Annotated in this window: 25 protein-coding genes and 1 pseudogene; all 26 read right to left on the minus strand. The window is 34.3% G+C overall.

Features of this window, described 5'->3' with window-relative positions:
* Positions 1–147: 147 nt before the first annotated feature.
* Positions 148–1,368: a hypothetical protein gene (locus B879_RS13200; RefSeq protein WP_157231620.1), complete on the minus strand. Its 1,221-nt coding sequence runs from the start codon at positions 1,366–1,368 to the stop codon at positions 148–150.
* A gap of 5 nt (positions 1,369–1,373) precedes the next feature.
* Positions 1,374–2,006 carry a wbuO protein gene (locus B879_RS13205; protein WP_157231621.1) on the minus strand — a complete coding sequence of 211 codons (633 nt, stop codon included), beginning with the start codon at positions 2,004–2,006 and terminating at the stop codon, positions 1,374–1,376.
* A gap of 169 nt (positions 2,007–2,175) precedes the next feature.
* On the minus strand, positions 2,176–2,841 hold the full coding sequence (locus B879_RS13210) for an HAD-IB family phosphatase (RefSeq protein WP_040400653.1): 666 nt from the start codon (positions 2,839–2,841) through the stop codon (positions 2,176–2,178).
* Entirely contained in the window at positions 2,834–3,922 is a 1,089-nt protein-coding gene (locus B879_RS13215) for a glycosyltransferase family protein (protein ID WP_157231622.1), read from the minus strand. The genes B879_RS13210 and B879_RS13215 overlap by 8 nt, the downstream gene beginning before the upstream one ends.
* 116 nt (positions 3,923–4,038) lie before the next feature.
* Positions 4,039–5,175, minus strand: a complete 1,137-nt coding sequence (locus tag B879_RS13220; RefSeq protein WP_009185691.1) for a glycosyltransferase — start codon at positions 5,173–5,175, stop codon at positions 4,039–4,041.
* On the minus strand, positions 5,175–6,044 hold the full coding sequence (locus B879_RS21835; protein WP_009185692.1) for an alpha-1,2-fucosyltransferase: 870 nt from the start codon (positions 6,042–6,044) through the stop codon (positions 5,175–5,177). Before B879_RS21835 ends, B879_RS13220 begins: the two co-directional genes overlap by 1 nt.
* Positions 6,041–7,024: a glycosyltransferase family A protein gene (locus tag B879_RS13230; RefSeq protein WP_009185693.1), complete on the minus strand. Its 984-nt coding sequence runs from the start codon at positions 7,022–7,024 to the stop codon at positions 6,041–6,043. Before B879_RS13230 ends, B879_RS21835 begins: the two co-directional genes overlap by 4 nt.
* Before the next feature lie 541 nt (positions 7,025–7,565).
* Entirely contained in the window at positions 7,566–7,766 is a 201-nt protein-coding gene (locus B879_RS13235) for a hypothetical protein (protein ID WP_009185694.1), read from the minus strand.
* On the minus strand, positions 7,763–8,860 hold the full coding sequence (locus B879_RS21840; protein WP_051012682.1) for a glycosyltransferase family 2 protein: 1,098 nt from the start codon (positions 8,858–8,860) through the stop codon (positions 7,763–7,765). Before B879_RS21840 ends, B879_RS13235 begins: the two co-directional genes overlap by 4 nt.
* Before the next feature lie 2 nt (positions 8,861–8,862).
* Positions 8,863–9,588, minus strand: coding sequence for a hypothetical protein (locus B879_RS13245; protein ID WP_009185696.1), 726 nt, complete (start codon positions 9,586–9,588; stop codon positions 8,863–8,865).
* Entirely contained in the window at positions 9,560–10,864 is a 1,305-nt protein-coding gene (locus B879_RS13250) for an ABC transporter ATP-binding protein (RefSeq protein ID WP_009185697.1), read from the minus strand. The genes B879_RS13245 and B879_RS13250 overlap by 29 nt, the downstream gene beginning before the upstream one ends.
* 11 nt (positions 10,865–10,875) lie before the next feature.
* Entirely contained in the window at positions 10,876–12,039 is a 1,164-nt protein-coding gene (locus tag B879_RS13255) for a TDP-N-acetylfucosamine:lipid II N-acetylfucosaminyltransferase family protein (protein ID WP_009185698.1), read from the minus strand.
* The gene (rffA, locus tag B879_RS13260; protein ID WP_009185699.1) at positions 12,005–13,117 is read right to left on the minus strand and encodes a dTDP-4-amino-4,6-dideoxygalactose transaminase; all 1,113 of its coding nucleotides are present in this window, start codon (positions 13,115–13,117) and stop codon (positions 12,005–12,007) included. Before rffA ends, B879_RS13255 begins: the two co-directional genes overlap by 35 nt.
* 43 nt (positions 13,118–13,160) lie before the next feature.
* Positions 13,161–13,883 (minus strand): GNAT family N-acetyltransferase, encoded by a 723-nt coding sequence (locus B879_RS13265; protein WP_009185700.1) that lies wholly within the window; start codon positions 13,881–13,883, stop codon positions 13,161–13,163.
* A gap of 64 nt (positions 13,884–13,947) precedes the next feature.
* A complete protein-coding gene (locus tag B879_RS13270; RefSeq protein WP_009185701.1) occupies positions 13,948–14,643 on the minus strand; it encodes a class I SAM-dependent methyltransferase in 696 nt (231 codons plus the stop codon).
* Positions 14,644–14,718: 75 nt separating this feature from the next.
* A complete protein-coding gene (locus B879_RS13275) occupies positions 14,719–15,849 on the minus strand; it encodes a hypothetical protein (RefSeq protein WP_009185702.1) in 1,131 nt (376 codons plus the stop codon).
* A 44-nt stretch (positions 15,850–15,893) separates the two neighbouring features.
* Positions 15,894–16,748 (minus strand): ABC transporter permease, encoded by an 855-nt coding sequence (locus B879_RS13280; protein ID WP_009185703.1) that lies wholly within the window; start codon positions 16,746–16,748, stop codon positions 15,894–15,896.
* Positions 16,735–17,643, minus strand: a complete 909-nt coding sequence (locus B879_RS21845; protein ID WP_009185704.1) for a glycosyltransferase family 2 protein — start codon at positions 17,641–17,643, stop codon at positions 16,735–16,737. The genes B879_RS13280 and B879_RS21845 overlap by 14 nt, the downstream gene beginning before the upstream one ends.
* A 107-nt stretch (positions 17,644–17,750) precedes the next feature.
* The gene (locus B879_RS13290) at positions 17,751–18,926 is read right to left on the minus strand and encodes a glycosyltransferase family 4 protein (RefSeq protein ID WP_009185705.1); all 1,176 of its coding nucleotides are present in this window, start codon (positions 18,924–18,926) and stop codon (positions 17,751–17,753) included.
* Positions 18,923–19,945: a glycosyltransferase gene (locus B879_RS13295; RefSeq protein ID WP_009185706.1), complete on the minus strand. Its 1,023-nt coding sequence runs from the start codon at positions 19,943–19,945 to the stop codon at positions 18,923–18,925. The genes B879_RS13290 and B879_RS13295 overlap by 4 nt, the downstream gene beginning before the upstream one ends.
* Before the next feature lie 79 nt (positions 19,946–20,024).
* Positions 20,025–20,867: pseudogene (locus B879_RS23435) on the minus strand (NAD-dependent epimerase/dehydratase family protein); the annotation flags it as partial.
* 5 nt (positions 20,868–20,872) lie between these two features.
* Positions 20,873–21,664 carry a hypothetical protein gene (locus tag B879_RS13305; protein WP_009185709.1) on the minus strand — a complete coding sequence of 264 codons (792 nt, stop codon included), beginning with the start codon at positions 21,662–21,664 and terminating at the stop codon, positions 20,873–20,875.
* Positions 21,661–22,596, minus strand: a complete 936-nt coding sequence (locus tag B879_RS13310) for a UDP-glucuronic acid decarboxylase family protein (protein ID WP_009185710.1) — start codon at positions 22,594–22,596, stop codon at positions 21,661–21,663. Before B879_RS13310 ends, B879_RS13305 begins: the two co-directional genes overlap by 4 nt.
* Positions 22,593–23,327 carry a polysaccharide deacetylase family protein gene (locus B879_RS13315; RefSeq protein WP_009185711.1) on the minus strand — a complete coding sequence of 245 codons (735 nt, stop codon included), beginning with the start codon at positions 23,325–23,327 and terminating at the stop codon, positions 22,593–22,595. Before B879_RS13315 ends, B879_RS13310 begins: the two co-directional genes overlap by 4 nt.
* Entirely contained in the window at positions 23,324–24,307 is a 984-nt protein-coding gene (locus tag B879_RS13320; protein ID WP_083847952.1) for a GNAT family N-acetyltransferase, read from the minus strand. Before B879_RS13320 ends, B879_RS13315 begins: the two co-directional genes overlap by 4 nt.
* The coding region (locus tag B879_RS21850; RefSeq protein ID WP_162136889.1) for an FkbM family methyltransferase at positions 24,301–24,732 on the minus strand (432 nt) is incomplete at its 5' end. The genes B879_RS13320 and B879_RS21850, both read right to left, overlap by 7 nt.

Below are 24,732 nucleotides of genomic sequence, written 5' to 3' on the forward strand. Positions count from 1 at the left end.
CTTTTTGAAATTGGTTAATACAATGACTTAATATTATAATAATTGTTCGGTAGAATGAATTAAAAAACCAATTTCCCAAACCTAAAAAGCTCCTACTTCCCGAAATCAGCCTTTCGAAATCCTAAATTCCTCACTCATCATTCTACATTATCCCCCCACCTTCCTCGCCAGCACCGCCTTCCTCTTCTGTGCCTCCGTAATCTTCCTGATGATATACTCCCTCCGCTCCAACAAATGCACCTGATAGATATAGATCAGGAAAATCAGGAAATAGACAAAAGTCATATTTTTCATCCTAACCATAATCCCGAAATTACTAAGGGAGCCTGCAAAAGCGATAGAAGCCAATAAAAAGGTAATCAAAAGAATCTTAAGATGAACAGGTGATTTCTGATAAGCTTTGATTGGATTCACTTTTTTCAATACAGTTCCTGCCAAAATCAGATAAATCAAATTCTCAAAGGAATTCAAAAAGCTTGTAAAATTATGCGCATCAAAAAAAAGTGGCCTAAATAAAAATGTAAAAACCTTTAGTGGATAAGGATAAGAAGACATATCTACGAATGACCTGCCATAACTGAGATTTGTACTCGACTTATTAAATACTGCCTCAATATTTTCGGTATTGATCTCATCAATTTTCAAAAACTCCAACACTTGACCATAAATCAAAAAGAAACCAACCAAAGAAAGGCTAAAAAATATCAATTTATAACTGGAATGAAGCTTACTATCCAATACAAGCATAAATGCCGTGGATAAAAAAACTATAAATGCCATATGAGGCCTAACGTGATACAATAAAATTAAGCTCAATCCAACTAAAAAAACATGCTTTCTTAAATCCCTAAGCCCATAAAAAAACATACTGATAAACAAAAAAACCAAGGCGTCCTTACCAATTCCTGATGACCAAAAATGCAAACTGGGTAAAAGGAGAATCAATGGCCATATTTTAAAACCATACAATTTGATAGGCTCAACTTTAAACAACTCCTCCCCTACCATATAAATCAAAATAAATGCCCAAGCTGAAACACTTGCATACAAGAAAGTACCTGTCCAAAAATCCAAACCCAAGACTTTTGAAAAAGGATAATTCAGAAAGAAAACAAAATTATTATGAGTCCCATAGGTTGAAAACCAAGTCTCAAATTCAAACTGTCTAAACCTGTCTCCAAGATTCCAATAAAAAGTAGTGTCTGTACCCTGGGCAAACCAACCATAATAGAAACCAAAAAGCACATGGTAATGGTACAATAAAATACTGAAATTAACCCCTTGGGCATTGGTTCTACTCTTGGCAAACTCCGAAATCATTACCAAGCTTAGTATATAAACCAATATGGAAAAGAATATATCAACCATTCCGTCTAACCAACTTGCCTTGAATAAATTCCAGATTTAATTAAAGCAAAAATACCAAACCTGAATACAAAGAAAAATCCGATGGAGTAAACCCACCTAATACCCGATCCGAAAAACAAAAAACCAAAAACTGTGATTAGTAGTAAAACACTATAATACATGACTCTAAAAGTATCTAAAGATCCCACCGCATTCTGAATTCTTTCTAATTCATATTTCTTTTTTACACTATGCTCAATAGTCCTTAAAATAGGAAAGGAAAATAATACGATTAAATAGGGTTCAATTCCAAAGTCCCAATCCATAAAAACCCAAACTACCAGATAATATTTAAGAACACATAAAACAAAATAGGTAGCAATATTCCATCTCGACCGTATTGTATTATGCAAATAAAAAAACAAGCGACTTAAACCTATATAGCCGCATAACAACAGGATCTTTTCAAGTGACAATAAACCAAAAAAGTAAACCAGATTACATATTATAGCCAAAAGAAGAATTCTTAAAGCAATTATCATTTTAAAATTACCTTGAATAAATGTGATATCCTCTTTTTCAATCCTGATATTGGGTTCCTTTTCTTTGTTAATGGTAATGGCATCATTTTCCATGTAACCAATTTCATAGATACTCATCCAGGCAATTAATACCAATATAAAAAGTACTAATCCTGGAAATACCTCTTTATTGTAGATCAAAAATGTAAATACAAAAAGATAAAGCGGGTAAATCCAAATGATGGAGTAAATTTCCAATTTATTCTTCAATCTCGAAAGATGGAGGTATCTGAATGGAATTAAGAATTTATACATATGTGATTTTCCAGTGGTCCTCTTTTTTTCTTTCCCAAAACCCTATTTTCCTCTTTTTAGTAATAATGTAAACATTCTTACAGGCTTTTGCTAATTGGAGGTCTTCTACATTATCTGTTGCCAAAGTTGTCTCTTGATAAAAATCAATCCCTTCTTTTTGTAAAGCTTCTAACTTATAACCTTGTAAATCTTTAGTAATATTTCCTGAAAATACCCCTTCAGCCGTCTTTTCTAAAGTGGTAGCAAGGTAATTTTTAAATCTTAATTGGTTTGAAACCGCCCTAACAACAGGATCAATAGAAGCGCTAACCAGAATCATGTCTGCTCCCTTTCTTTTAGCCTCATTGAATAACTCATGAATTTGAGGGTTTTCCCTATTCTTGAGAAACTCCCCAACAAATAGGTATGCTTCCTCATAAACGCTGGAAACCATCTCTCCTTTTAGTGTTCCAATTAAAATCTTTCTTATGTCAAACTTTAACCCAATTCGCTTAGAAGTAACCCAAATGATTTTGAAGGGTAAAGACAAAGCCAGCTTTATCTTCAAAAACTTAATCCTATTGTACTTTTTAAAATACCAAAGCAAAAAATCGTAGGTAGTATTTGAAAAATAGAGCGTTCCACATAAATCAAATAAATAGATCTCTTTTTTATCCATACTGTAATGCTTGATGGTAAACCTTCGCAGTTTCCTCCAATGAAAAATATTCAATAGCCATTTCTTGAATTGCTTCTGAATAATCTTCTTTCAGTTGCTTATTGACCCAATTCAGTATTTCTTCTTCTTTTGATTCATTAAATCCATCAAAGCAAAAAGCAAAGGGTTTATTTTTCATCAAAATATCCATATCTCCTATTCCAGGCGAAAAAATAACACTCAAACCAGCTGCCAAATATTCACCTACTTTAAGGGGCGCTACTGCCTGCATGGAAAAAGTGGCTTTTCTTAAAGAAATCCCTATGTGATAGTTTTTCAATTCACTTAGAATCAAGTCCGGAAAAACTGACTTAACTGTGATCACATTTAAAAATTGGGGGGACTCTTTCTTAATAAGTTCTTTGGCTACTTCGACTTGAGGGGTTAGTAGTGTCAATGAGGCATTAGGAATATAATCTTTTACATATTCAAATATTTGAATTACTTCATCCATTCTATACTGAGGCCCAATTGATCCACTATATACTAGATTACAACCGGTCTTTGATGATTTAATTTGATTTTCAGTGGATTTAAAAGTACCATTTCTTACAATAAAAACCTTATTTTTATCAAATCCATCCCCTGCTCTTTCCATAATAATTTCTTTAGCTTTTAGAGACCTACAAATTATAGATTTGCCTTTAATAAACCCTTCCTTCTCAATTCTCCTATACAATTTGTAACGCAAACTATTTTTTGATAATCCGCTAAAATCAACCCTTTCATCCTGAGAGAAACCATCCGCATCATATACAAGATCTACATTAGTTTTTTGAATAATGCCCTCAAATATACCCAAAGCAGTAGTGGCCCTTGGTATAATTACCTCTATCTTTTTTTCTTTTATGTAATTTTTGAAGAAAATTGAATCAAAGAATTTCGCCTTAAGGAGACTAATAATTGCAAATTTCCTATTGGTAATTATGGGTATATATTTTATTCCAGCTGTATCAAAAAACACCCTTCTTTGATCAATGATATCCCTATCTCCCCATATAAACTGTATGATATGGAATTCATAACCATATTCTTTTTGCAACTGATTAAAAATGGGATAAAAAAGGGTCTCTAAATAATTCACATTTGGCCCATCCCATGTTATGAAAAGTACTTTTTTCCTCTTGCTCAATGCTTTACCAATTAAAAAAAGCCACTTTATTTCACCAAGGATAATTGCTTGATATAAAACTCAGTCAAAGCTTTGGCATAAATCTCAACCGAAAACCTCTTTCTTACGTCTTCCTGCCCTCTTAATCCCATTTGCCTTCTTTCATCAGGATCCATTTCCACCATGGCTTTCATTTGGCCGACCATGTCATCATGATCGTTTGGATCCAGCAACAATCCTGTGTGGGATTTGATGATTTCGCTTGGGCCACCTACTTTGGTCGCCAAACTTGGCAAGCCCAATTGCATGGCTTCTGCCAAAGAAAGCGAAAACCCCTCTGAGAAGGAAGGTAGGATAAAGGCATCAGCGGCCATCAAAAAAGGATTGACATTGGCATGGAATCCCAAAAATTGTACTTGGGAATCGATACCCAAATTTCGAGAAAGAGTTTTGAGATTATCCTTTTCAGGACCTTCTCCAATGATCCAGAAATGCAATTCTCTTTCCTTAATTTCACCCTGAAGGGAGGCTAAAGCATTGATCAAACCATCAAGATTTTTGATAGCCACTAACCTGCAGGTAGTAATAAAGACAAATTGCTCTTTGTTGGCTTGACCTTTCAATTGTTTGATTAATGTATCTGTTTTTTCTTTTTCTTCCTCTGTCAACTCCAATTTGGGTTTCCCCATGGGGTAATAGATAACATCAACCTTCCGGTCTGAGGCTTCTCCCAAATTTATCAATACATCTTTGACCGCTTGAGATATGGCAATGATTTTATTGGCCCTGGTGTATGTCAATCGGAAAATATGCTTCCAGTAAGAATGATGATTGGGAAAACCCACCTCCTCTCCTATTCTCAGTGGTACACCTGCCCACCAAGCTGCCCAAATCCCATGGAAATTCCCTTCCCCATTGGAACAATGCACCACATCCGGTTTTTCTCCTTTGAAAATCCGAACTAGTTTCCGGATCAGTTGAAAGTTGGGGATTTGGGGATTCTCATTCAGTACTATCACTTGAAACCCCATTGAGGATAATAGTTTACTAGTCTGCCCTCCCTTACCCAAAGCCAAAAAAATCATTTGAAAATCAGGATAGTTCAGCATACCATCGGCTGTCAACTCCATATGCTTTTCTACCCCACCGAAATCCAGTTCTGTGACTATTCTGATTATTTTCATTACAATTTGATTGCTTCTTTAATATAATAAGAATCCTCTATCTCATAAACAGCCTGTTGTCTGTCATCTGCAAACCATCTTTTCGGCTTAATAACGATTTTGGCGGGATTGCTATTCAGCCTTGCCGCCCACCAACTGAAGGTGCTGTTGGCGATGATTTGATGTTTGCAATTTTTCAACAATTCAAATTCCAAATAATCAACCGACCCAATAATATCAGAAACAAAAAAAGAATCCTTTAAAAATGGAAGATTTTCCTTTACCCAATCCGTGTCATCAGAAAAGATAAAGAAATTAGACTTTTCTATTCTGTTACCGATAAAATCAACCGCTGCCGAGTAGTAGCTTGGTGGCAATAAGCCATAAAAATTTTTAAAGTGCGCTACCTTTTCATAATCTCCCCTTCTAATATGTATGCCTACAGAATCGCTGTTCTTTACCTTCTTATTAACTGTATTAAAATCCTTTGTTTTAAACTTTTCTTTTAATGTTATTTCATCCGAGATTTTATCAATATAATCCTCATAGTATTTTCTATTCCCCCATGACCCTCTCAGGTATAAATTGTTTTTCCTTGGAATATCTTTGGATTCCAAGGCTTTTTCCAAAACCAGTTCGTGATAAAATTCTGTATGAAATACCTTATCGAATTTCAAAGCATAATCCGAATTTAACAGCTTAATGACTTTCCAGGGAAGGTGCTTTACTTTGATGTTAAACTTATCTAACACAAACTCCCTATCGGGATCATTTTTATAAATATGGATATCAGATGCCAAAAACGAATTATGCAATTCAGACAATTTTCTACCCAAAGCGTATTGATAAATTTGATTGCCTAATCCACCCATAAATTTCATAATAATCATTTCAAGCCTAACTTATTGATAAAAAAACGATAGACCCAAGGTACCGATAATTGATAGGTGTCATAATACCCCTGAATAATGCCGAGTTTCTTGGCTAATGGCAATTGAAATTTAGATTTATTTTTTCCAAACCTACTTTTGATAAAGGTTCTGAGTACCAGATCCAAAAATTCGTAGATTTTGGGTTTCTTGATTTTTTCTTTCAATTCCGGAAAAACCTCCACATGCACCGGTGTACATGAATAAATACCAAATTGCAATCTTTTAAGGTAATTTAGGTTAGATTTATTTTTACTGGTCAAATGGTTCAGTTTTAAACTGGGTGAAGTACCAGCACTCTTTCCCAATAAAATCGCAGAATACACAACTTGACTATCTCCTCCACTACTCAATGATCTTCCTTTCCTGTCTGTGGCAGTCATTCTTCCCTTTTCCACAAATCCCAAATAAGCATTCGCCACTTCCTTGGTCAGGCACATACCTGTACCCGGAGGATAATATGGCATCCAAATTCTTTCCGTACCGAATTGGACTTTATCAAAAGCCTTTTCCTGATAATAGGCCTTAAAATTATTGAACTTTGAGGGGACATCTTTATGAAACTCTACTTTAATTATTCCCGGTCCCCACACACCAACTTCAGGATATTGTTCTCTCAAAGCTAGGAAAGAAAGTAAATAATCACTGCTTAGTTCGTTGTCATCATCCACACAAACAATAAGATCTCCTTTTGATTTTTCAAAGCCGGATTGCCTTGCAAAAGTCAAGCCCTGTCTCTTTTCTACCAGTAGTTGAAATGGAAAATCTGTAAATTCTCTTTCCAGAATAAGTTTCCAATTGTTTTGACTATTATTATCTACTAAAAGGTATTCAACTTCACCATTTTGAGGAATCTTTAATTCTGTTAATGCCTTAAGCACTTTTTTGATAATCCATTCATCAGGATTATAAATGAATACGACAATGGAAATTACAGTCATTGAATGTGCCGAACCTTTTTATACTAATTTGTTATTTTTCGATAATTGATTATCAACAATTATCGCCAATTCAGATTTCATTGATTGGTATCCATTTATTTTCTCCACAATGAATATCTATTTTGAAACTCCCTCTCCAACAACTAAAAATGGATTTTCCATACTAGTTTCTCAATTGAACCCACATCAGCTTCTTTTCTTTTAAACACCAAGATTTTCTGTATATACCAGCAATCTAAACCAGTTTCGGCCCAAAACTTAATCCTAAATCTTCTTAAAAATAAAAACCCGAATTTTTCAGAATTTTTCCGCCAATATTAAGCATACTATTCATTGACATGGTTCTGTCCCCTATGCCACAGAATTGCTGCAATAATGCATACAATAGTATCTGACATCTTTGTCGGCTTCAAAATTAGATTTTAAGCACGCTGTTCCTCCAAATCTTCCGCTACTTCCAAGTAAAGCATTGAATCAAATTTAATTTCAAGAACAAAATACTTCCAAAGACTGGATATGCTGAATAATTTTGAGAATAAATTTACAAGTTCTCCTCCTTGATCCATACCCCATCTATACCAAAAATATTACTTACACCCTTCTCTTGAAAATTAATTAACCAAGCACCTAATCCATATCCATTATCAATTACTAATGTTGGGTGAAAATTCTGATATAAATGTTCAACGATTTTGGAAGGAGTGGAAAGATTTGTCACCTTTTCTTCATTAAAATAACTCATACTAATATGTGAATTTCTTTTCCTTCAATAATCAGTGGTTTTCGGGAATCTACTTTAAGTTTTTTCAATCTTGATGTATGTTCATCAATTGATATTTTTCCAAACTGGTAATCGTAAAATAAAATTTTATTTGATTTCAACCTAAATTCCCACCTTAGCTTTTTGATAATAGCATCTTTTTTTTCCCCAATTAAGATTAAAAAATATTTAAAAAAAAGATGTTTTTTAAAATACAAGAGTAGATTGAATTTTAATGAACCTGAAAAATAAAGTGGAATAATAAATTTTATAAAGAAGTAAAGTCCAAACCTTTTTATTGCCAGTATTGAGATTTCCAATATCAGCTTTTCTAAATAAATCCTTTCAAACTTCTTGGATTGGTAAAAGTCTAAAACAAATTTTTTTAAGGAAGTAAAATTTTCTGAATTGAACACGGAATGGCTAACATGTTTACTTCCGGAAAATTTTTGCCAAGTCCAGTCCGGTTTATCCAACAATAACCCTATTTTTTCAGCAACGCAATATGCCTGAAAATTAAAGTGCAAATCCTGAAAACCACGGATAGCTTCATCCCAACTCAATTTATTTCTTTCAACAAATTCTTTCCTGAATAGAACTGAATTAACTACCCAAGGTGGATTCATTAGACCAAATCCTTTATAAAACTCAGGAATCACCACCAATGGAGAAAAAATAGAAACAGAATAAACTCCATCCTTTGAAATTCTACCATCAGCAACGACAAAATCTAAGTTCAACTTTGCCAAGACTTCTACTCTTCTATAAAGTAGGTCAGCCTCCATTAAATCGTCAGAGTCAAACCACTGTATATATTCTCCTTGGGCTAATGAAAAGGCATAGTTTCTACAAGTATTTCCTCCTTTGGGTAGATCAGAAGGCCTTTTGAATAACTTTATACGATCGTCGCTTTCAGCAAATCTTTTCAAAATATCCCAAGAATTGTCTGTACTATTGTCATCTACAATGATGCATTCCCAATTATTGTAATTCTGGTTGATGATAGATTCAATAGTCTCATTAAGAAATTGGCTTTTATTATAATTTGGAATCAGAATTGAAATCAAATTTTCCACGCTTAAATAGAAGAAATGAATTTATATTTACCTGTAGTAATTAAAAGTTGATTTTTCATACCTTCAAAATAAGACTTCGTGTACAATACTCCATTTTTTTTCAATAGTTCAGTTAATTTATTAACAGTATCAATTTCACCCTTTCTATTGGTATCATCAATTAATATGATAAAATCAACTTGTTGAACAGCAATTGATTCAATTAAAGTAAAAATATCAAATCGAGAATATCTTTCTGAACCAAGTGGGCCATCTACCAAATAAAAATCAAACTTCTTCGAACTGTAATCACTAATATTTTGATATGAATTGTACTCGAATTCTTCAAATCTCCTTTTCACCAATTCATGTTGATTGATTTTTGAATTCGGAAGTAATTTATTAGAACTTAAAAAAAAATCTATCCATGTCTTGTCGTTCTCTAAAATTAGATGTTCGGCATCCATATTGTATTTATCGTTAAATAAAGAGATGAATTTGGATGATTCACCTAAGCCAAACTCTAAAATCGATTTTGGTTTAGCATCTTTCAAAACACGAAAGAGGACATAAAAAAAAGAATAATTCCCTGCCCATCTTCCAGGACTTATTGAAAAATTATTTAATTCTGGACATTCTTTAATTGAGTCATGGAAAACTTCTGCCCATACCAATTCATTGGTGTTTTTTATGATTTGAGTTTGATTCTCAAAATTCTTTTTAACTAATTCCTTTATTTTTTTCAGCATTGGTATTGTTAATATTAAAATTTAAAAGTATCGGCATAAAATTTTCTCTTAACTTTTCTGCTCCTTCCCATAAATTCCTATTCAAAACTTTAAAAGAATAAACAGCCTTTATGTAATCAGCAACTTCATTGTTTACCTCACAATTAAGATTGATATTATAATCTCCAGGAGCTAATGAAAGGCTATCAACTTTAAAAATAAATTCATTGTACTCGTAAAGCTCCAATTTATCTTCTTTTATATTTGAACTCAACCACGCGACCCTTCTATCATAAAGATCATTGATCCCCAAGTCTATCCTCCAATTGAAAAAAGACTTGTTTATTTGTCGCTTGATTTTTAATTTAAAAATGGTTGCTAAAAATGGAGTCAGAAAGTTCTGGATAGATTCGGAGCTCTCCTGTTCTACAACTAACTCGCAGAAAATTAAGTCTCCATTTCCTTCTCTTATGGTATAATTTTCAAGATTTTTAACCTTTCCTAAATTTCTTTTAAAATATTTTCCAATAACTTTGGATGTATCACTGAATAAATCCAATCTTCCTTTATCTAATAAAACAGATTTTGGACATAACTTTTCTATAGAAGTAAGATTATGACTCACAAACAAAATAGTCCTTCCTTGCCCTTTACTTATATCCCCCATTTTACCAATACACTTTTTTTGGAACTCTGCGTCCCCTACTGCTAATACTTCGTCTACTACGAGAATCTCCGCATCAAGATGGGCGGCCACCGCAAAGGCCAAACGCACATACATGCCAGACGAATAACGCTTTACAGGAGTATCCAAATACCTCTCTACACCAGCAAACTCAACAATTTCATCCAATCGCTTTTTTATTTCCCATTTCCTCATCCCCAAGATGGCCCCATTCAAAAATATATTTTCCCTTCCCGAAAGTTCTGGATGAAAACCGGTTCCCACTTCTAATAAGGATGCTACCCTACCTTTTATTTTAAATCCTCCTTTGGTAGGAGAAGTAACCCTGGAAAGGATTTTCAAAAGTGTGGATTTACCTGCCCCATTTTGACCGATTATTCCCAAAGTCTCCCCTTGCTCTACTTCAAAGTTAATATCCTTCAAACTCCATACAATATTGGTTTCTCCTTTTTGAGTTTGGTCATTTGTTTCTCCAATCCTTAAAAATGGATCCTCCTTACCTAATATTTTTGTTTCCCACCAACGCTGTACATCTCCTGAAATGGTGTTAGTACCAAACTGCCCCAATTGATATGCTTTGGAAAGGTTTTCAACTTTTATTGCTCTAGACATTTAATAAATGATTATTTATTAATTTTTAGAATCTGCTCTTTTAATAATTTTCCTAAATGTTCTTTGTTCAATTCTTTCAACAAAATTCTTCTATTATGTTCAATTTCTTCTAAGGATAAAAATTTCGAAAAACTTTTTTCATTTAACTCCGACTCATAACAAAAAACTATGATTCCAATACGCTTTAGATAATGATAAAAAGAGTTTTTTTCACTTAAAAAAATTTTAGAACCAAACCATAGCAATGCAATTGTATTACCAATAGCTTGTTGACGTTTATTGTTAAAAATAGCTACGCCAACAGAATTTAAAACCGAATTGTACACATGTAAATCCATAAAACTTAATAACGGATTGAATTTATTTTGAAATATCCTTTCACCTTCGATCAATAAATATTCTATATACTCTGGTTTGCCATAATTTAGTGGGACAATAATATTCATATTATCTAGATGATATCTTTTGATTTTATGAAAAACATCCAAATGATTCATGGTATTAAATCCCGAATTCCCAATCAACATGTTGGTCTTCGGGAAAATAAATGGTTTGTCTATTTCTACAATAATTTCAATTGGAAAATACCAAAAAGAAAAATAATTCTTTCTTTGATTTATCATTTTAGAAATCTGATCAAACTCTTCTTTAAAAGAGCTGCCTAAATAGTTAATTCGTTTGAGGGCTTTTTGTTTATATTCTTTTTTTGATAAAGGCAGTTTTTGATTAAATAGACGATAAAAAGGTCTAACTTTTTCTTTAATACTTTCTTTTACAGAAACTTTTCGTAGCGGAAATTTCCTAAGTGTAAGCTTATCTAGCAAAACCCGGTCATTAAAATATATTGGGTCTTTATAGATTTCAAAACCAAAACAAAGCCAAACAACAGTTAGTGATTCAGGAAGATGAATCACAAAATTATAAAACCGAGGTGATAAGCTATGCAATATAATAATTGCCCCTTTGGGTAAACTTGATATGATAAGAATTAGATGCTCTTGATTGGTTATTATAACAAAATCACTTTGACTAACATGTTTCAACTTTTCATCTAAAGAATTTGGTATGACATAAAAAATATTTTGACCAGGAAAACAGAATTCAAATTGCTCAATCGCTAAATTTATAAATTTTTCATCTTCACAAAGATGAATGATATCTAAGGATTCTGCCATAAAAATCTTTAATAACTTTGATTATTTTTTGTTGTTCTTCTTGTACCATTTCAAAATATAAAGGTAACCGCACTAAGGTATCTGTGAAAAAATCAGCATTAGGTAAATCTAATTTCTTATTATTTTTTAAATAGAATTTACTCTTATGCAAACTTATATAATGAAAAACTGCATGGATTTTTTGCTTTCTTAAAAAAGCAATTAAATCAGAACGAGTTTCTAATGAATCACATATTAAATAAAACATATGGCCATTATTTGAAGCATATTTTGGTATTTTAGGCAATCTCAACTTTTCTTGATCATCTAGGAATTTTAATCCGCTATAATATGTATCCCAAATCATTTTCCTCTTTTCTTGAATAGCAGTTAAATTTTCTAATTGAGCCCATAAAAAGGATGCTATAATTTCAGAAGGTAAAAAGGAGGAACCAATATCAATCCAACCGTATTTATTCACTTCACCTCTAAAAAAAGAAGCCCTATTAGTTCCCTTCTCCCAAATAATTTCTGCACGTTCTAAAAAATCATTTTCATTTATAACTAATAAACCTCCTTCTCCCGAAATCACATTTTTCGTTTCATGAAAGGAAAAAGTAGCTAAATGCCCAATACTACCCAATGGTTTGCCTTTGTAATAAGAATCAATTGCTTGAGCAGCATCTTCGATTACCACCAAATTGTACTTTTGAGATAATCTCATTACCTCATCCATATCAACTGCAACCCCAGCATAATGCACAACTACTATCGCTTTGGTCCTGGGTGTTATTAAAGCTTCAAGCTTATTAACGTCAACATTTGGATGAAACTTCTCTGAATCAGCGAAAACAATTTTTGCACCTTGTCGAACAAAGGCCAAAGCAGTTGAAACAAATGTATAAGACGGTACGATTATTTCATCTTCAGGGCCACATTCGATTAACAATGCACACATTTCTAATGCATCTGTACAAGAAGTGGTCAATAATGCTTTTTTAAACCTGTACTCTTTTTCAAAAAAAGATTGACATTTTTTAGTAAAAATACCATTACCAGAAATCTTTCCTGAACGAACTGCTTGTTCAATATACAGCATTTCTTTCCCAGTTAAAAAGGGTTTATTAAATGGAATCAAAGGATTACTCTTTTCTGAAATGATAAATGTACTTTACTTCTTCAATTTTATCAAAACCCATTTTCAAATGAAAATTAAATGAATGTAAATTATTTAAAGAAAATGGACTTTTAATCAAGTCTATATTTGTCTCATTCGCCAAGTAAGCAAACGATTGGTTCCAAAGATTATTACCAATTCCTTTACCTTTCATTAATGAACTAACTCCCGTTAAAGTAAAAAAACAAATTTGGTTAATTAAATCTAGTTTTAACAAATGAATGCCTACAACTTTATTATCTATCTTCTCTAAAAACAACCCATCTGAATAGGATTTATTTAAGGCGTTATCTACCCATATTCTATATAATTTCTTAGTTATTTCTTTACCTACGAGTTTTTCTCGACTGAATCGAGAAACAACAGAAATTTCTTCTGCAATTTGATAGCTTCTTGTTAAGTCATCTCCTTCAAGTTCATTTAAAAAACGATAATTACTACTTAAGTAGTCATCTTTATTAATTTTTTTAGACATTGTAAGTATAGTATCCATTAAATCTAAATTGGCTTTACTTACAAGATTATTTGGCAATAATTGATTATTTGAAATTAAATATATTAAATCATACTTTCTAGCTTCAATTAAAAACTTATTATAGTCAAAACTCTCAGTATTATCCATCAAAATCTTACCAACTTTCTTATTGAAAAAAGCAGAATCCCAAGTCATTTCAATAATTTGACTCATATAATTATCAATTAAATTTTCATAAACTACTTCTAAATTCAGTTTTTAGCTTATTAAAAAATTACTATTTTACTGCAATAACCCAATAACCTTGTGTTTCTTTATCCGTTTTCGGCCATCTTCTATCCAAATACATTGCCAATTTTTGATTGTTATTTATTAATGGTTTAAGAACGACTCTTAAGAGTTTCTTTTTTAAAGAGTTTCCATACATTATTCTTATTAATTGGTAATTTAGTTTAACAAACCAATTAACCCAAAAACCTGTTGAAGCTTCAATTTCAATATTGGTAAATCCTGCTTTTTCAAACATATATTTGAGTCCGAATTCAGTATATCGAAAAAAATCAAAGGGCTCTTCATGAACATGCCACATAAAGGGAACTTGCAAAACAAAAACACCTCCATTTTTTAATATTCGGAAAGATTCATTTACAAATATTTGGGGTTCACAAAGATGTTCCATTACAGAAAAAGACACAATTGTATCAGCAACTTCATTATTTATTGGGAAATTTTTATTTAGGTCTGCAACAATATCAGCTTTAAAATCATGCAAAGTTTCAGTCCAATCAACTCCTATATATGAATCACAAAATTGTTTTAAATAGACTTCATATGGTTTAGTCCCACAACCTAAATCATATAAATCCCCTTTAAAATACTTTGAGTATTTAATTAAAAAATTATCTGAAATATCATAAATTATCCAGTTATAAAACTTTCTGTTATTATGATAAAATGAAGGCTTTTTCTTCATTAAAGTCACTTTATCTTAAATCAAATTATTTACTAATTATATTAAAATCGATGATTTCTTGCATTCTGTTGAGAGCTATATGTCTATTTTACTTTTAAAAGTATCTAAGAAAAATCCTAAAGTTGAATATTTTATCCGATTTTCCCAAGCAGCTGGTGATGGGTTACTATTCGGATAAATTACCTTTTTACCAAAAATATAGTCTCCAAGTTTTGGTCTAATATCAGAATCAATCACTTTTTCTAAATCCGTTTGGCTTAAGACTTCCAAAACATTCTTTCCATGATATGCAGAAAAATTGAGCATATTGGTACTTTCCCTTATGACACCGTGGTTAACAGCCTGCCATTGAGCTCCCCCACGCCATAAATTATTATATAAAATTTTTGTTTTACTTTGAAATCTGTAAACTATTTTATCTTCTAATAAATTCTTCCATTTAGCCCGATAATGTTTGAATTTTGTAGTTAAAAATGCATCGCCAAATGTTCCTGATATTATTATAAAATTTTTATTCCTAGAATTTATCTCATTTTTTATTTCAAAGATATTTTTTGACCACCTAATATCTCGAAGCCCCATCCTACCACAGCAAAACAGAGTATCTTTTTTTATCCAATCATCACTATCATATTCTTCACCATTTAATCTCTTTACTTCAATATCAAGTTTATTGACGGAGCAAAATTCTTTTACCAACTGGTAATTTGGATCACCTGAAAGTGCCACAATTTCAGCTTTCCATGGCAACAACAATAAATTAAGACTATCCTTTCCACCTGTCAAAATCCCAAATGTTGTATTTGGATAAAGATCTTCTAACCTCCTTATATCCTTTATCAATGCTACTGCAAATTTCTCTATAAAACTATTTTCAGAAGTAATTTTTAATTTTTGTAGTTTTAAAGGAGCTCCTATTCTTTTGATATATTTATCTACACAAATTTCAGGTGGTAAATAACTATCAATTATTCCATTATTCAAGTATAGATGAATTTTGGGATTTAAATCTAGATTGCCCTTTATCCGCAGAAGGTTTAGGAAAGAAAAACTGTAATAATCTTTCCATTTGTAAACGGGATAGAAGCACTCTTCTCCAATAATTCTACTGGATTGAAAAACATCAGCACTTGCATCATACCATATGTCACCAATATTTAACTTATCCGCTTTTTTAATAATTACCCCATTTTTATTAGTAATCATCACGCTAATTTAAATTAAATTTTTCTTATAAAGTTTTAAAAGACTCAAACCGTATCTATAAAATTCTTTTCGGTTTTATTAAAAATTAGAATTCCCAGTATCATAGATACAATAGCCACAAAAGCACTATATCCTAGTAATGTCCAAGAAAACATCCCTTCTCCCAAAAATGCATATCGGAATGTTTCTATAATTCCGGTCATAGGATTTAAGGCAACAAGATGCTTATATTTATCCGGGGCGGAAGAAAGCGGATAGATTACTGTTGTGGCATACATCAGCAACTGCACTCCGAAATTGACCAAAAAAGCCAAATCCCGGTATTTGGTGGTCATGGCCGTAATCATTAGTCCCAAACCCAATCCCAAAAATGCCATCAACGCTAGCAATAAGGGGAAAAACAAGGCAGCCCAAGTTAGATATATTTCGGATCCTTGAACAAAAAAGTAAAACCATACCCCCATAAATAACAGGAATTGTACCCCAAACCGAATCAAATTTCCTATCACGATACTTATAGGAACAACCAATCTAGGAAAATATACCTTTCCAAAAAGCTGTGCATTGTCACGAAATACCGTAGAGGTCTTAATTAGACAATCTGCAAAATAATTCCAAGCTGTTATTCCTGCAAGGTAAAACAAGAACTGAGGCAAACCATCTGTGCTTAGTCCAGCCAAGTTGCCAAAAACAAAAACAAAAACCACGGTAGTAAATACAGGTTGGATAAAAAACCACATTGGTCCCAATATAGTCTGCTTATAGAAAGACACGAAGTCCCTGCGTACCATCAGGACCAATAAATCCCGAAAATGCCAGATGTCCTTTAATGGAAGTTCAAACAGCCCCCTTTCAGGTGTCACTTCCAAATCCCACTCTTCTTCTTCAATTTTTACCATTCAAAGATTTTAATTTAGTTGACAAATAAAAGATACTCTTATATAATCTAGGCCAGTTGAATAAAATCTTTTCCCTAAGACTCAGGCTAATTCCCTCAGCTTCTATTAATTTCTGATAGTCCTTAAGCTTATTATCTTTTGGCTGTCTAGTGACCAATTCATGTGCTGTATATTTTAAGTATCCTATTCTTGAAATTTGTTCAACACTCATGTTTTTAAACTTCTTATAAAAAAAGAGGCAGTCTTCATAGTTCACATTTTTAAGATGGTTTTCCTCCCAATGTACCAAAACATCCTTCGAAGAAAAATAGAACCAGGGTACAAATTTCCCAACTTCAATAAAATAGGCGAAGTCTTCATGAAATCGAATGGACTCAGGAAATGCTACTTGTTTGGCTATATTAGAATTAACAATCAAAGTAGAAGTCTGTGCAAAACAGTCACCATTGATGGTAAAATCAAAAAGACTTTCACCTTGTCTGATAGCTCGCGATTCTCTAAAATACTTTCCCTTTCGGTCAATCACCCATGCGCCTGAGTAGATGGCCTTGGCCTCTGTCTCTTTTGTAAATTGAAAAGCATTTTGAAGTCGGTCTGGAGACCATCCATCATCTGCATCTAGGAAGGATATATATTGCCCAAGTGCATTTTCAACCCCAATATTCCGACAAGCGCTGGGGCCTTTAGCCCTGTCCTCAGGTCTTTGAAAGACTTTTAGCTTTGCTTTACTACTTTGAAGTTCTTCCAAGGTCTCCCAAGTCTTGTCTGTGGATCCATCGTCCACAATAACCAATTCCCAATCAGAAAAACTTTGCTGCTCTATCATTGATACCGTCTGCCTGATAAAATCGGCACAGTTATAGGTTGGAATAATGATGGAGAAGAAAGGCTTCATTTGAGAGACGAGATGCGAGAAGATAGAAGTGATACTCAGCAGATAGTAAATCCTTTGTTAAAAATAAGTTTATAATTGAATTTTGAACCTACTTTGTACTTTGTACATCAGAATTTTGCTTTTATCCCCTTTACCCTATATTCTTCAATCAAATCCAAATAAACCCGCTCTTGCTTAGCCGCAAGGGTTTTGATATCGAATTTTTCAACACCTAGCTCAAAGGCCTTTTCTGCCAGTTTCTTGCCTAGCGCTAGATCCTGAAGTAAAATTTCTGTTTTTTCAACTAGACTTGGGACATCTCCTAGTTTACAAATTAAGGCATTAACTCCATCCACCAAATTTTCCGTGATTGATGGGATATCAGTAGAGATAATAGGCAACTTACAGACCATGGCCTCGATGACCACTCCAGGAGAGCCTTCGAAGTGAGTGGGAAACCAGAAAATATCACAGGCTTTGAGTATCTTAGGCATATCCAACCTAGGTCCAAGGAATTTAATCCGATTTCCATGCTCCAATTGCTTGGCTCTTTCTTGATAATGCACATAGTCATATCCATTCCCCACCACAATCAGGTAAAGATTAGGATACTTCTTTGCCAATATTTCAAAAGCTCCAAACATTTCTTCAAAGCCCTTGCTGCGCACCACCCTAGAATTGGAAACAAGGAATACATCCCCAACCTGACATTCAGGAACAATCTCTTGCTTAGCTAGAGGCTCTGCATTCAGGTAAAAATCCATGTCACGCCCATTTTGCACCACCACCATTCGGTCAATGGGAAGGTTTAGATAGCGGCTATTTGGTTCCAGAATACATTCTGCCACTGAAATATATTTGTCAGCTTTTTTGGCAGTCCATCGGTCAATCATCCGAAATATTTCCAGTTTAAAGATCTCTCTTTTCCGGAAAAGCGCATAACGTTCTTTGCTGTAGGTATCATTCAATAAAGAACAAATCAGTGGAATTTTAAACTTGGGAACTGCCAACCGGCAAATGATTTCCGAATTGAAATGGGTGGCATGTATAGCATCTGGTCTTTCTTCTTTGATCAATTTGTTGAGTTTTTGAATAGCCTCCCTCACACCAAATCGCTTATTAATATCAAAAAAAACATGTGGTATGTTTTCTTTTTCAAATTCCTTTTGTAGCCCATTGGCTGCTTTATACAAAATACAAACAATAGGTTCTGTATGTTTAAGGTTTTTTACAACTTCGTAAATGGAAAGCTCTGCTCCACCCACTGAAATTGTGTCAATTACAAAGAGTACTTTCTTTTTCAACTTAAATTAAGATGGGGTAAAAATATTGGTTTGATTTTTTTGAAAGCTATTAAACTTCTTTTGAAGTTTTTAAATAATCCCTTCATTTTATTTTGATAGGTAATTCTAAATGCTTTATTTTTTGGTTTAGGCCTAACAATATAAAGCAACTGGGTAAAAGCAAAATTCCATAATAAGTCGGGAATTTGTTTCAAAATAAACTTCAAATAGCTCCTTGAATTACCTAAGATGATAAATCTATAAGGTTCCATAATCGGGAAATTGGAAGCAATACTTGATTTTAGCTTTAGCAGGTAATCCCAATTCAACCGGCGTTCTTCTATATGATGATAAAATTTCAGGTCTTCATCAAACCAAATATCGTAACCTAAACACTCTACGGCAAGGCACATTTCAGTATCTCCTCCTGCCGCCAAGGTATTCCCTTTTCTAGAAGTTAGGACTGTTGAATAGTTTCTATTAAGAAGTTCCTGAATAGCTGAAAACCTAAAAAAGCAACCTGCTCCATACAATCCCCATCCTTTTGGTAATGGACCATTAGATTTTGCCTGCGATCCAATGGCATAAGTGGATTGATAAGCATCAAACCAATCCGGTTTCTGAACATAGGAGGGCAGTAAGCCCATACCTCCCAATGCTCCTATACTCAAATTTTCCTCTAAGATCTTCACTCCTTTGGATAGATAGTTTGGGAATAGTTCGTTATCATCATCACAGATCAAAATGTATTTATAATTAACTGCTTCAAAAGCCATCCAAAGAGCGAAATTTTTTCCTGGCTTTGGACATATTAATACCTGAGTACGGATATTGGTTTTTTCAAAGTAAGTCTCTGTATATTCTTTCGTGCCATCATCTGAGGCATTATCCATGAGGATAAATTCCCAATCACCAATAAAATCTAGTTTGCTGATGGCTTCAAAAGTTGCTGGCAACCTGTTTCTCCCATTGTAGGTACAACAGATAATGGAAACTCCAATTGGCTTTTCTTTAATTGCACCTTTCAAATCTGTTACCATTACTTTTGCTGGTAAAATGCTATCAATTTTTTCAATCCTTCCTCTAGGGGCAACAACTCCCTATTCAACATTTTTTTCATTTTAGAAATCTCTGGACATCGTCTCGCCATATCACCTTCCTTAAGTGGTTCATGGTGAATGATTCTGGAGGAAGAACCAGTGATTTTCAAAATAAGTTGGGCTAATTCCAATACAGTCATCTCCTTATCACTGCCCACATTGATAATTTCATTGATGGCTTCAGTGTCAGTAATCGCTTTGATACAAGTTTCTATATTGTCATCTATATAGCAAAAAGAACGAGTTTGGCTTCCATCCCCATAGATCACAATGTCCTCCCCTGTGAGTGCCCTTTTCAAAAATCTAGGAACCACAAAATCCTCACTTTGATTTGGCCCATAGGTATTAAAAAACGGAAAATGGTGTATTCTAGACCATATTCCTGGTAATAACTCCTGCAATACGCCTCTGAGATATTTTTGACAATGGCATAAGGCAACTTCGAGTTCAAAGGCGTGGTATGTTCCCTTTGTGGAATCTCAAAAGGCTCTCCATATACCTCTGAGGAACTGCTGTAAAAGATTCTTTTTACCCCAGTGTTTTTGGAAAGCTTTAGGATGTTTTCCATTCCTTTACAGTCATTCAATACTTTGAGTGGGTTGTCCAAGGTCCGCTGTACGCCAACAACTGCTGCATAATGAAACACATAGTCAAACTGAAACCTACCAAATACAGGTGCAATATCCGAGTAATCATTGACGTCACATTTGATAAAACCCACATTCTCTATTTGCGGGATTTTAGAAATATGTCCTGTGGAAAGGTTATCCAGGATAATGATGTAGTTTGATGGATCAATTGCTAATTTGGCTGCTAGTGCACTGCCTATATTCCCTGCACCTCCGGTGATTAAATAGTTCATGATTATCAGTTTGAAATAGTACTTATTATTTGATTAAAAATAAATTCAAATGCTGGTTCAAATTCATTATTATTCACTCTAAATACCTCCACTCCACTTTCTTTTAATATTTCAAGATGAGCTTCATTTAACTGCTTGGTTTTTTCCAAAAGCTTTTCGGCTTCAATGAAATCATATTCAGCATAAAATCCTTTCATATTTCTTTTCCTTTCATATGCCGTTTTTAAGTCCGTATCCAAATAAAAATAAAGATCGATATTTGGTGCATTTTGCAAAAAGCTTGTCATTTTTGGATTTAGCCTTCTTTGGTGAGAAATAATATGAGTAGAATGTTTTCCGTATCCTTCACTTAATAGTAAGCAACTCCATTTTGTGTGATGATTGATATAATAATAATAATACTCAGTCAATATTTTAAGATATTTGCAGATAATTTCTGCATCTCTTGGAAATTTAATAGCATGCTCTGAGTTTTTTTTAAAATCCTGAATGTCTAAGTATAAATCTATGTAGGCTTTTTGGGCCCCTTCTTCTGCAGCATGAATGATAGATTTATTGATACCAAACGAATCAATATTCCATCTTTTATAAATTCTTAACAGTAACTTATTGAATTCATTTTCCTGAATTTTCAAATCTTCCCAAACTGGGATATTTTTCAACAGTTGATCCCATTCAAAAATCGGTGCAGGATAATACCCTAATTTTTCTTTGAGCCTTAATGCCAATTTATTAACCATAAATGACTTTCCAGAACCAGGGATACCACCAAATTCAATAAGCCTTAATCTTTTCAATTTCTAAAACTTTTAAAATACTCAATTGTCTTCACCAATCCTTCATTCAATTGGATATTAGGTTGCCAATTTAATTTGGATTTGGCTTGGCTGATATCCGGTTGCCGCTGCTTGGGATCATCCTGGGGCAGGGGCAGGTGCTGAATGGTGCTTTTACTGCCAGTAAGCTGAATGACCAATTCCGCCAGTTCCAGCATGCTGAATTCGGCCGGGTTTCCTAAATTGACGGGTCCAGTAAAGCCTTTTTCCGTTCCCATCATTTTATACAAACCATCCACCAGATCATCTACATAGCAGAAGCTTCGGGTCTGATTGCCGTTACCATAAATGGTAATGGGTTCATTTCTTAAAGCCTGCATAATGAAATTACTCACTACCCTCCCATCATTGGGCTGCATATTAGGACCATAGGTATTGAATATCCGAACAACTTTTATATCCAAATTGTGCTGACGGTAATAATCAAAGAATAAAGTTTCAGCACAGCGCTTGCCCTCATCATAGCAGGCACGGGGACCTATGGGATTGACATTGCCCCAGTAGTCTTCTGTCTGAGGATGGATAGCCGGATCTCCATAAACTTCAGAAGTACTCGCCTGCAGTATGCTGATTTTTAAGCGCTTTGCTAAGCCCAGCATATTGATGGCTCCCATCACAGAGGTTTTGGTAGTCTGTACGGGATCAAACTGGTAATGTACCGGACTAGCTGGGCAGGCCAGGTTATAAATCTGATCCACCTCCACATAGAGCGGAAAGGTAATGTCATGCCGGAGCAGCTCGAAGTTTTTATGATCCAGCAGGGCATGGATATTTTCCCTTCTTCCCGTAAAGAAATTGTCCACACAAAGCACCTCATGCCCCTCTGCGATCAGTTTTTTACACAAATGAGAGCCTATAAACCCGGCTCCTCCGGTAACGAGAATGCGTTTCATAAATTTTGAATTGATCTAAAATCCAAACCCATGTCCTTTCCCATGGCCAGGACCGTTTCCAGTCGTTGGGCTGAAAGGGTATAAGCACCTTGCTCCCCAATCGTATGGGCATGAATAAACAATACTTTCTTTTCTGCTTTGGCCCTTTCCATCAGGGGCTTTAACTTTTCCACCTGGGGCAGTTCACTTTCATCTATACTGATGGAGTAATAATGAAAACCCGGTCTTTTCTTTAAAGCTTTTTCTTCATACCCCTCCCCTAATGGAACCACACTTCTGCTGACCTGAAAAGTAATCCTTAACGCAATATCCATTATCCTGTTTTTTTCCCCATAAGGATAAGCAAAAACCTTGGGACGAATATCGATAGCCCGGAGTGCATCTACGTTGGCCTGAATTTCCTCCTGCCAGTATGACCTGTATCCATTGGATTGTATATAAGAGTTGGCAGGGACATGCAGCTCCCCATGTGCCCCAATCTCATGTCCTGCTTCCTGGATTTCTTTCAGCCAAGCTTTTTCCTGTTCGCTGAGTTTTCCGACCCCAGTAAGAAAAAAAGTCGCCTTGGCATCATATTTATCCAACAAAGGCAATATCCCAACCCATTGTTCCAGGTAATTATCATCGAAGGAGAGGCAGATGCCAGGTTTCTGTTCACTTTCTTTGCAAGAAAAAAATATTATTACAATGAATATCAAAAAGATGGGCTTCTCTAATTGAATTAATTTCACTTCTTTGAAATTTGAAGCTTAAGGGTATTTACTGATTTAGACTTCCCTCCAAAACTTTCCTTCCATTTAACCAAACCACAATTAGTTTGACCTGTTTCCGGAATATGTGATACCCCCATATTGAAAAAGGATTTATCAGAAAATTCCTCCTCAATTAAATGGCTCAACAGGTAATCCAGGCATCTTTGTTTTTTCCCTAAAGGTAAAGCAGCCGTGTACTGTAAATGGGCCGATGTATCAGTTGAAAATATTAAAGCGCCACCAAGCATTTCATCCCCAGAAAAAACAGCAAAAAACCGAATGTGATCAGGGAAAACCGATTTCAAATACTGAATTTCTTGAAGGGAATGGGCTGGTTTTACACCATGCTGTTTTTCAAGATTGGGCACTAATATCTTCTCCCAGAAGGATTTCAGATCTGAAGAGGCTCTTATTTCAAGCCCCTTCTCTATTGCTTTTTTTCTTCCCCATTTTTTCCCCCTATCTGTTACTCTGTAAGGAAGTGAGGTACAATGATGGACAGCAGTAAAAACAGATTCACCTCCGCAGATCTGAACCGCAAGCTTTAGGTCTTTTTGTGATTCCTTGGCGAAAAAATCCGGCACCATTCTGATTTCCAATCGCTCTATTCCCTGATTTTGATAGAATGCTTTGGTATGTTTAATAATTCCCTGTATATCCTTTAATCCCAATCCATCAATCAAAATCCATCCAGCATAAGTTAAACCTCTATGGGAAAATATAGAATTTTCCTCTTTCTCAGCTGGTAATATGGCCACAGGAAAATCTTCATTATAAATCACCAAAGAAGCATCCTCAAACCTGTCCCCATGGTATTCCATAAATTCCCTGCGGTGCAGAAAGGTGCCATTGATACTGTTATCCAGTACCATATCCCAATCCTTTTTTAAATCAGACTGGTATGGTTTTATGGAATACTTCAATTCCTTTGACAAAAAAAGTTCTGATAGTGCTAACATGAATCTCCATTCAAAAAGTACAAGTTCTTCAATACAAATCCATTCAAACTGTAACCATTTTGATGCATAAAAAATACCAAAGGATTTGTTGCTCCATTCTGAAAATCAAAAGTCTCATCTTCCACTACCACCAATCTGGGCCGGTACCGCTTCCAATCCAATCCTTTCAAAACTTCCAAATCATGTTCCTCCGCATCCACAGTCAATAAATCAAAGTCTTGGGGGGCATGGTACCTATCCAGAATTTCTGTAAGGGTTGTACTCTGTATCACCTCTTCCTTAACTTCCAAGCCTTCTTGTTCAAAGTCACTCAAAAAACGGGCATCAGTAGTGGATAAAACATTGTTTTGAACCTGATAAAATATTCTGCTAGAAGCAATATCTGAAACCAAGGCGGGGACAGCATGGTCTTTAGGCCTAAAAAA

The sequence above is a fragment of the Cecembia lonarensis LW9 genome, assembly GCF_000298295.1.
Lineage (GTDB): Bacteria > Bacteroidota > Bacteroidia > Cytophagales > Cyclobacteriaceae > Cecembia > Cecembia lonarensis.

Bases quoted from the DNA above. Each gene is read 5' to 3' on its own strand.
- B879_RS13200 (WP_157231620.1), bottom strand. From the start codon at position 1,368: ATGGTTGATATATTCTTTTCCATATTGGTTTATATACTAAGCTTGGTA.
- B879_RS13205 (WP_157231621.1), bottom strand. From the start codon at position 2,006: ATGAGTATCTATGAAATTGGTTACATGGAAAATGATGCCATTACCATT.
- B879_RS13210 (WP_040400653.1), bottom strand. From the start codon at position 2,841: ATGGATAAAAAAGAGATCTATTTATTTGATTTATGTGGAACGCTCTAT.
- B879_RS13220 (WP_009185691.1), bottom strand. From the start codon at position 5,175: ATGAAAATAATCAGAATAGTCACAGAACTGGATTTCGGTGGGGTAGAA.
- B879_RS21835 (WP_009185692.1), bottom strand. From the start codon at position 6,044: ATGATTATTATGAAATTTATGGGTGGATTAGGCAATCAAATTTATCAA.
- B879_RS13230 (WP_009185693.1), bottom strand. From the start codon at position 7,024: ATGACTGTAATTTCCATTGTCGTATTCATTTATAATCCTGATGAATGG.
- B879_RS13235 (WP_009185694.1), bottom strand. From the start codon at position 7,766: ATGAGTTATTTTAATGAAGAAAAGGTGACAAATCTTTCCACTCCTTCC.
- B879_RS13245 (WP_009185696.1), bottom strand. From the start codon at position 9,588: ATGCTGAAAAAAATAAAGGAATTAGTTAAAAAGAATTTTGAGAATCAA.
- B879_RS13250 (WP_009185697.1), bottom strand. From the start codon at position 10,864: ATGTCTAGAGCAATAAAAGTTGAAAACCTTTCCAAAGCATATCAATTG.
- B879_RS13255 (WP_009185698.1), bottom strand. From the start codon at position 12,039: ATGGCAGAATCCTTAGATATCATTCATCTTTGTGAAGATGAAAAATTT.
- rffA (WP_009185699.1), bottom strand. From the start codon at position 13,117: ATGCTGTATATTGAACAAGCAGTTCGTTCAGGAAAGATTTCTGGTAAT.
- B879_RS13265 (WP_009185700.1), bottom strand. From the start codon at position 13,883: ATGAGTCAAATTATTGAAATGACTTGGGATTCTGCTTTTTTCAATAAG.
- B879_RS13270 (WP_009185701.1), bottom strand. From the start codon at position 14,643: ATGAAGAAAAAGCCTTCATTTTATCATAATAACAGAAAGTTTTATAAC.
- B879_RS13275 (WP_009185702.1), bottom strand. From the start codon at position 15,849: ATGATTACTAATAAAAATGGGGTAATTATTAAAAAAGCGGATAAGTTA.
- B879_RS13280 (WP_009185703.1), bottom strand. From the start codon at position 16,748: ATGGTAAAAATTGAAGAAGAAGAGTGGGATTTGGAAGTGACACCTGAA.
- B879_RS21845 (WP_009185704.1), bottom strand. From the start codon at position 17,643: ATGAAGCCTTTCTTCTCCATCATTATTCCAACCTATAACTGTGCCGAT.
- B879_RS13295 (WP_009185706.1), bottom strand. From the start codon at position 19,945: ATGGTAACAGATTTGAAAGGTGCAATTAAAGAAAAGCCAATTGGAGTT.
- B879_RS13310 (WP_009185710.1), bottom strand. From the start codon at position 22,596: ATGAAACGCATTCTCGTTACCGGAGGAGCCGGGTTTATAGGCTCTCAT.
- B879_RS13320 (WP_083847952.1), bottom strand. From the start codon at position 24,307: ATGTTAGCACTATCAGAACTTTTTTTGTCAAAGGAATTGAAGTATTCC.